Source organism: Aerococcus sp. L_32, from assembly GCF_050689315.1.
This window is the reverse complement of record NZ_JBOEQF010000106.1, coordinates 1-7,103: the sequence shown is the minus strand read 5'-3', so window position 1 is coordinate 7,103 and position 7,103 is coordinate 1. Positions and strand designations below refer to the sequence as shown.

8 protein-coding genes are annotated in these 7,103 nt (G+C 38.1%); 2 read left to right on the top strand and 6 right to left on the bottom strand.

The window, feature by feature from the left end; genetic code table 11:
• Both ACRCJ0_RS07915 and ACRCJ0_RS07910 read left to right on the top strand, forming a co-directional pair.
• Positions 1-151 (top strand): ArsC/Spx/MgsR family protein (locus tag ACRCJ0_RS07915; RefSeq protein WP_431390109.1); only part of this gene is annotated, 151 nt, incomplete at its 5' end.
• Positions 152-280: 129 nt separating this feature from the next.
• Positions 281-982 carry an adaptor protein MecA gene (locus ACRCJ0_RS07910; protein ID WP_431390108.1) on the top strand — a complete coding sequence of 234 codons (702 nt, stop codon included), beginning with the start codon at positions 281-283 and terminating at the stop codon, positions 980-982.
• Between the two features lie 134 nt (positions 983-1,116).
• On the opposite strand, the gene ACRCJ0_RS07905 is transcribed toward ACRCJ0_RS07910, so the two are convergent.
• From ACRCJ0_RS07905 to ACRCJ0_RS07880, 6 genes are all read right to left on the bottom strand, one after another.
• Positions 1,117-2,139, bottom strand: a complete 1,023-nt coding sequence (locus tag ACRCJ0_RS07905) for a lipoate--protein ligase (protein ID WP_149256180.1) — start codon at positions 2,137-2,139, stop codon at positions 1,117-1,119.
• 58 nt (positions 2,140-2,197) lie between these two features.
• Positions 2,198-2,737, bottom strand: coding sequence for a GNAT family N-acetyltransferase (locus tag ACRCJ0_RS07900; RefSeq protein WP_431390107.1), 540 nt, complete (start codon positions 2,735-2,737; stop codon positions 2,198-2,200).
• Positions 2,738-3,063: 326 nt separating this feature from the next.
• On the bottom strand, positions 3,064-3,978 hold the full coding sequence (locus tag ACRCJ0_RS07895) for a MetQ/NlpA family ABC transporter substrate-binding protein (RefSeq protein WP_271736265.1): 915 nt from the start codon (positions 3,976-3,978) through the stop codon (positions 3,064-3,066).
• Between the two features lie 33 nt (positions 3,979-4,011).
• Entirely contained in the window at positions 4,012-4,929 is a 918-nt protein-coding gene (locus tag ACRCJ0_RS07890; RefSeq protein WP_431390106.1) for a MetQ/NlpA family ABC transporter substrate-binding protein, read from the bottom strand.
• Between the two features lie 35 nt (positions 4,930-4,964).
• Positions 4,965-5,645, bottom strand: a complete 681-nt coding sequence (locus tag ACRCJ0_RS07885; RefSeq protein WP_026465429.1) for a methionine ABC transporter permease — start codon at positions 5,643-5,645, stop codon at positions 4,965-4,967.
• Positions 5,642-6,715, bottom strand: a complete 1,074-nt coding sequence (locus ACRCJ0_RS07880; RefSeq protein WP_431390105.1) for a methionine ABC transporter ATP-binding protein — start codon at positions 6,713-6,715, stop codon at positions 5,642-5,644. The genes ACRCJ0_RS07885 and ACRCJ0_RS07880 overlap by 4 nt, the downstream gene beginning before the upstream one ends.
• Positions 6,716-7,103: the final 388 nt, after the last annotated feature.

Sequence of the window (7,103 nt, the reverse complement as noted above, 5' to 3'; positions counted from 1 at the left end):
ATTACGACGCCCTATTATTTTAGATGATAAACGTTTACAAGTTGGTTATAACGAAGATGAAATTCGTCGTTTCTTACCAAGAAGCGTTCGTAAACTTGAATTACAACAAGCGTTGGCCTCTTACGAAGAACAAGAAGCACACGCAAATTAAATTTTAAAACAAGATAATATGATGGAAAGAGTGCAAATTTCTGTACTCTTTTTATTTTCTCAAACTAAATTACTTTAACTTTCGCATCAATTAGTTTACACTACTTATTAATAGATTGGGGTGATTACGATGGAAATGGAGTATATTAACGAAAATACTATCCGCGTGTTTATAGATACTGATGATTTAATTGAGCGAGGCATCTCGTTTATGGATATCATGAGCAATCAAAACGAAGTTGAGCATTTTTTCATGAGTATCCTTGAAGAGGTCGATGTGTCCCAGAAATTCCAACACACTGAAGCGATCACTTTCCAAGTAATGCCAAAAAGGAACGGTATCGATTTGTATATCAGTAAAGGTTTTGGCGATGACAATGAAGAAGATAGTGCTTTCCAGCAATTAATGGAAACAATTGGCGAGCTTGAGGATGAAGATAAAGAAAATGCAAATGAACGCCAAAACGTCTTAGATGACCTCGCTAACCAAGAGGCAGACAAGAAGAAAAAAGCAGCGAGTTCTGAAACAGAGGAACCTCGTGTTCCTAGAGAAATTACTTTAGTCTTCCGGATTTTTGAAGATTTCCTAGCTTTCGCGCGTGACTTTAAAGATGAATTTTCACAAGTAGACTTATACGTTTATAACGAATCTTACTTTGCCTTGATTAAATTTGAAGCAAACGAATTAACAGATGATGAAATTGAAGATTTAATTTCATTCGCCGAAGAATACGCTGAAGTATCCGCATTGAATGCTGGATTAGTCCGTGAACGCGGTCATGAAATTGCTAGAGGCAACGCGAGTGTCCAAATTCGTCGCGCATTTGGCTAAGACAAACCATAGAATTCATAAACCAGTTACCCAAATCGGTTGGCTGGTTTTTTTGTGGCAAAATTTGCCTTCAATCAAAAAGACAAGGATCCATTTGAATCCTCGCCCCTTCTTACTTATGTTATTTTCTAGTTTTATAATGAAGCTAAGTCAGCTAATTCTTCAGCTGTGACGTTACCAAAGTAGTTTTTAATGTTAATGCTGTTGAAAATATCGATTAAATTTTCACGGCTATATTCTTGTCCAATCAAGGCATTTTCAACGTCAGTAATTTCCCCTAAACCAAAGAAGTCACCGTAGATTTTACATGCTATAATTTTACCTTTAGAAATGTTAAATTGGAATTCGATTTGGCCAGCCGGCGTTCTTTCATCTCTGATGATTTCAAAGTCCGGGTTTTCTCCGTAGTTCCAGTCATCATTATTGGTATATTGTTGACGAAAGTCTTCAATCCATGCCCAGTCATCATCAGTTAAGACATATTCCTGGATGTCTTCAAGATTTTCAACATCGAATATATTACGTAATAAAGCTGTTCTAAAGTCGAATAGAGTCATATTTTGAGCGTTAGCATCCATATGGGGTTTGATATTGGTTACACGAGAACGGATTGATTTAACCCCTTTCGCCTTTAATTTAGCGGCTTTAGGTTTCAATACTTTCGTTGTTTCATCAATATTGACATCAAACATCAAAGTGCCATGTGCTGTCATTCGATTATTTTTAGAATACATGGCATTACCAGAGAATTTTTGGTCACCGATTACAAGGTCATTACGCCCTCTAAGTTCAGCGCCTTCAACACCCATTTTGCCAAGTGATTCAATGATAGGCTCGGTGAATTTCTTAAAGTCCCTAAATGAGTTGCCGTCATCATTAGTGATGAAACAGAAGCAAATGTTGCCTAAATCGTGGTATACTGCCCCTCCACCTGAAAAACGGCGGACAACGTGGACCTTATGTTCTTTCACATAAGGTTCATTAATCTCAACATGGGTATTTTGATTCTTACCAATAATAATCGAAGGTTCATTGATATAGAAAAGCAAGATAGGTTCATCTAACTTCTTCTCGTTCAATAGAAAATATTCAATCGCCAAGTTAATAGTGGGGTCAAAAATTTCTTCCCCGTTACGTTCATTTTTTACATAATACATAACTTACTACCTCTCAATCCTAGACTATATTTTGAAATGTTATATCTACTATTTTAGTCTAAATTTGGGATAAATCAAATTCGTAAGCGTAGCGCGGACTACCTGATGGCATATAAAGTAAGCCTGTTCTAACAAAACCGTTACGTTTCAAGGTTTTCTGCATCATGACATTGTCTGGATGTGTATCAATTCGTAATGAGGCAATGTTATTGACTACCCCCATTTTTTTGATATCTAAAAACATTTGTGTAGTGACTTTACGACCACGTAAATGTTGGGAAACCATGACACGGTGAATCGCCAGATAAGGGCCCTCTATAGTCCATTTGCCTTTAGCAAGGTTTTCTTCGTATAGTTCATCGTAAGTATCCAAAACACAGAAGCCTGCAATCTCTGTGGTATCGCGTTGCTCCCAGACAAAGCCTTGGTCACGCCTTGTCGCATCTAATAGAATTTCGCTGGATACTGATCCCTTTTGCCATTGATCTATGTTATTCATTGCAAGTAACGCAATCGCATCTTCAAGCATCCCAGTTAATTGCGCCATATCGCCCTCAACTGATCCGCGAAGTGCTAGTCCCATATTAATATGACTCATTCATGTCTTCTCCTAAGTTAATTTTTTACTTTGAATAAATTCAACTTATTTTATCAGAATGAATCTTTAAATCATAGATAGAATATCACTAAAAACCTATAATGAAATAAATTTAATTTTCCAATAATTGCTATATAAAAAGCACAGGTTCCGCTAACAATTGGGTTCTTCCTGTGCTTACTTTGTCGCTATAAAACTGTATTTGCAAATTATTCAGCTAGTTGGCTTTGAAAGACCACTTAATATAAAAACGTGGAAAACAGGTGGTTAACCCATTTTCCACGTTTCATTATTTCTAAAGAAGTGCTTCTCAACGAATAAATTTTCTAATTGGTTTGTTCTAACACGTTAGCAAATTCACCTGCAACATCATCACTATCTGACCACGCCGGTTTGTCAGCACCTAATGTTACTTCATCCATTACGGCAGCCGTTTCTTCAGATTGGTAAGCTTCCACGATTTTTTGGAAGTCTTCATTATCTGCATCTTCAGCTCTGATAACAATCGCATTTTTGTATTGTGCGCCAACATTATCTAAGTTGTCGGTATCAACAAAAATGGCATCGTCAGAAGGATTCAATCCAGCATCCACTGCATAGTTTGTATTTGAAACCACTAAGTCAGCATCCGCAAGAGATCGCGGAACCTGTGCTGCATCCACTTCAGTAATGTTTAAGTTTTTATCGTTGGCAGTAATATCACTCACTGTAGGTGAAATTCCTGCAGCTTCATCTAATTCAATCAGACCAGCTAAGGCCAACAATTGTAAGGCACGACCACCATTTGTCACATCATTTGGAATGACAACTGAAGCACCGCCTGCTAAATCATCAATATTTTCAACCACAGCTGAGTAGGCACCCATTGGTGAAATGAAAGTATAACCAATCGGTTGTAAGTCAGCATCATTTGCATTCACATAGTCAGCTAAGAAAGCTAAATGCTGGAAGGCATTTAAATCTAGTGACCCATCTGCAAGTGCATTATTGGGGGTTGTATATTCAGAAAATTCTTCAATATTCAGTTGAATACCTTCATCTTCTAAACGACTTGCTACGTCATCCCAAACATCGTGGGCTGCAGAACCCACAACACCAATCGTATATTCAGAAGTTTCTTCTGTGTTGGCTGCTTCACTTGAGGCTGATGAATCTGATTCAGTAGACCCACCATTACCACAAGCGGCTAAAGCGAACACTGACGCCAATAAAGTAGCTGAAAATTTCACTTTCTTATTCATCCAATTTCCCCCTCTCAATACAAATTGAATTGGTTATTCAGCTGGTTCGCTTTGATTTACAACATCTTCAAAGTCAGCGGCGATGTCATCGTTGTCTGTCCAAGCTGGTTGGTCAGCGCCTGATGTTACTTCGTCAATTTTAGCTGCAGTTTTGTCAGATTGGTAAGCTTCCACAATTGTTTGGATGCCTTCATTTTCCGCATCTTCAGATCTTACAACAACAGCATTTTTGTATTGTGCACCTAAAGAACCTAAGTCATCAGTATCTAAGAAAATTGAATCTTCCTCAGGTACTAAACCGGCATCTACTGCGTAGTTAGTGTTGGCAACTACTAAGTCAGCATCAGCAAGTGAACGAGGTACTTGAGCTGCGTCAACTTCAGTAATTTCAATGTTTTTAGGGTTAGCAGTGATGTCTTCAACACTTGGTGTAATACCAGCAGCATCATCCACTTCAAGTACGCCTGCTAATTCTAATAATAATAAGGCACGACCAGCGTTAGTCACGTCGTTAGGGATAACAACTGTACCACCATCAGCTAAATCATCGATGCTTTCTAATGATTCTGAGTAAGCACCCATTGGAGAGATATAAGTATAACCAACTGGTTGTAAATCAGCATTGTTTGATGCCACAAATTCAGCTAAGTAAGCTAAATGTTGGAAGGCATTTAAATCTAATGACCCATCTACTAAAGCAGTGTTTGGTGTTACGTAGTCAGTAAAGGTTTCAACATTTAAGGTGATGCCTTCATCTGCTACACGTTCAGCAACGTCTTCCCATACTAAACGTTCAGTATCACCAACGACACCAACAGTGTATTCAGCTTGTTCTTCAGTTGCAGATTCTGATGCAGCTGAATCACTTTCGTTACCAGTTGTACCACAAGCAGCTAAAGCAATGATTGAAGCAAAGATTGTTGCAGATAATTTAAATTTGTTATTCATCATAATTCTCCTCCAAAATTTGATTAGTGACAGATTTTTTAGTGCTCTACTTTTTTCACCAAGCGATCAGCGATAGCTTGAGAGATAAAGACAATAATTAGGATAATGATTGTAGAAATAATCGTTACATCTGTTTGGAATCGGTTATATCCGCGTGTGATAGCCAAGTTACCAAGACCACCACCACCGATAGTTCCGGCCATAGCTGTTAATCCAATCACATTGATAATTGACAATGCAGATACACGGATAATACCTGGTAAGGCTTCTTTTAAGTAAACTCTGAAGACAATATCTCCAGTAGACAAGCCCATCGCTTGTGCCGCTTCGATAACACCAGGGTTTACTTCAACCAAGGCATTTTGAATCTGACGAGCATAGAATGGCACAGTAGCTACGACTAATGGCACGATTGCTGCAGTTGTACCGATTGAAGTACCAGCGATGAGTCTAGTGATATTCACAAGTAAGGCAATCATAATAACGAATGGAATAGACCGGAAAATATTCACAAACTTGTCTAAGACACCGTAAACGGCAGCGTTGGCTTTTAATCCTTTAGGTTGGGTTAAGACTAACCAAACACCTAATCCAAGACCAAGAACAAATCCAAGTCCTGCAGTCCAAAGTGTCATATAAAGTGTTTCAATTGTTGCTTCTAGAAATTCATCAGGAATACTTGCTGCATTTGGTAAGATACTTTCGATAAAATTCATTATGCATCAACCTCCTCTTGAATATAGTGGTCGCCTTCGACTTTGTATTCTTCTAAAGTGATACCTTCATAAGCAATAAAATCAATAGCTTCTTGTACTTTTGCATCTTCTCCACTTAGGCTTAGTAATAAGGTACCCACTGGAATATTTTGTAAGATTTCAATGTTACCGAATAAGATGTTCGCTTTCACTTGGAATTGCTCTGTTAATTTTGAAATTAACGGATCTCCAGTTGAAGCACCTGAGAAGGTCACGCGGATTACGCGGTCAGCTGGGTGAATATTCAATAATTCTGGTTTGCTTAAAACTTCTTGAATACCCTTTTCAATTGGAGACGCAGACTCGATAAAGTCTTTGGTCAATTTTTGTTGTGGATTTCTGAAGATATTGAAAATCGTATCTTGTTCAACAACCACACCATGCTCCATTACCGCCACACGGTTACAAATTTCTTTGATAACGTGCATTTCGTGGGTAATGATGACAATTGTTAGGTTTAAGCGTTCATTCAATTCTTTCAATAATTCAAGGATTGATGAAGTTGTTTTGGGGTCTAAGGCAGAAGTCGCCTCGTCACATAACAAGACATCTGGATCATTAGCCAAGGCTCTCGCAATCGCTACACGTTGTTTCTGTCCCCCGGATAGTTGGCTTGGGTAAGCATCTTTACGGTCAGCTAATCCAACTAATTCCAACAACTCATGTACTTTCTGTTTCTTCTCTTCCTTAGATAATTTAGAATCCTTCAATGGGAAAAGGACATTGCCCTCAACCGTTCTCGCATTCATTAAATTAAAGTGTTGGAAGATCATCCCAATTTTCTTACGAGAAGCACGTAATTCTGCTTCTGATAAGGCATTAATTTCTTTATCATTTACAATTACTTGCCCAGAAGTTACTGGTTGCAAGCGGTTGATAGTACGAACCAGTGTGGATTTACCAGCACCAGAGTAACCAATCACGCCAAATATTTCGCCCTCAGCGATTGAAATATTGACATCTTTTACTGCATCAACGGTACCATTTGGTGTATCAAATTTTACCGCGACGTCTTTTAAGTCGATAATTGACATCTGCTTCACCTCTACATTAACTTATAAATTTTTCCTTTTTACGCTATCGCTTCATTCTATCATAAGATGACTTACTTTAGTTTAATCTTGGTTGAATCCGCCACTAGGCAATAGCATTTTCTATCATCCTCTAATATTCATGATTCATTTTTTGGGAAAATGGCTCACGGCTTTTTCTAACACATATTTTACCAAGTGTTAAGGGATTTGGATAATACGAATATTTCATAACCCTTGATAGTATAAATAGAACACCAAACATGTGGATCTCATAAACAAAAAAGTCCAGTAGACACTCGCTAAAAGCTGGTGCTACGTGGACTTTGATTGTCTGATTTATTTGTTTAAAGCTGCTTTCGCTTGTTCGCAGATAGCTGCAAATGCATCA

Bases quoted from the DNA above. Each gene is read 5' to 3' on its own strand.
- ACRCJ0_RS07910 (WP_431390108.1), top strand. From the start codon at position 281: ATGGAAATGGAGTATATTAACGAAAATACTATCCGCGTGTTTATAGAT.
- ACRCJ0_RS07905 (WP_149256180.1), bottom strand. From the start codon at position 2,139: ATGTATTATGTAAAAAATGAACGTAACGGGGAAGAAATTTTTGACCCC.
- ACRCJ0_RS07900 (WP_431390107.1), bottom strand. From the start codon at position 2,737: ATGAGTCATATTAATATGGGACTAGCACTTCGCGGATCAGTTGAGGGC.
- ACRCJ0_RS07895 (WP_271736265.1), bottom strand. From the start codon at position 3,978: ATGAATAAGAAAGTGAAATTTTCAGCTACTTTATTGGCGTCAGTGTTC.
- ACRCJ0_RS07890 (WP_431390106.1), bottom strand. From the start codon at position 4,929: ATGATGAATAACAAATTTAAATTATCTGCAACAATCTTTGCTTCAATC.
- ACRCJ0_RS07880 (WP_431390105.1), bottom strand. From the start codon at position 6,715: ATGTCAATTATCGACTTAAAAGACGTCGCGGTAAAATTTGATACACCA.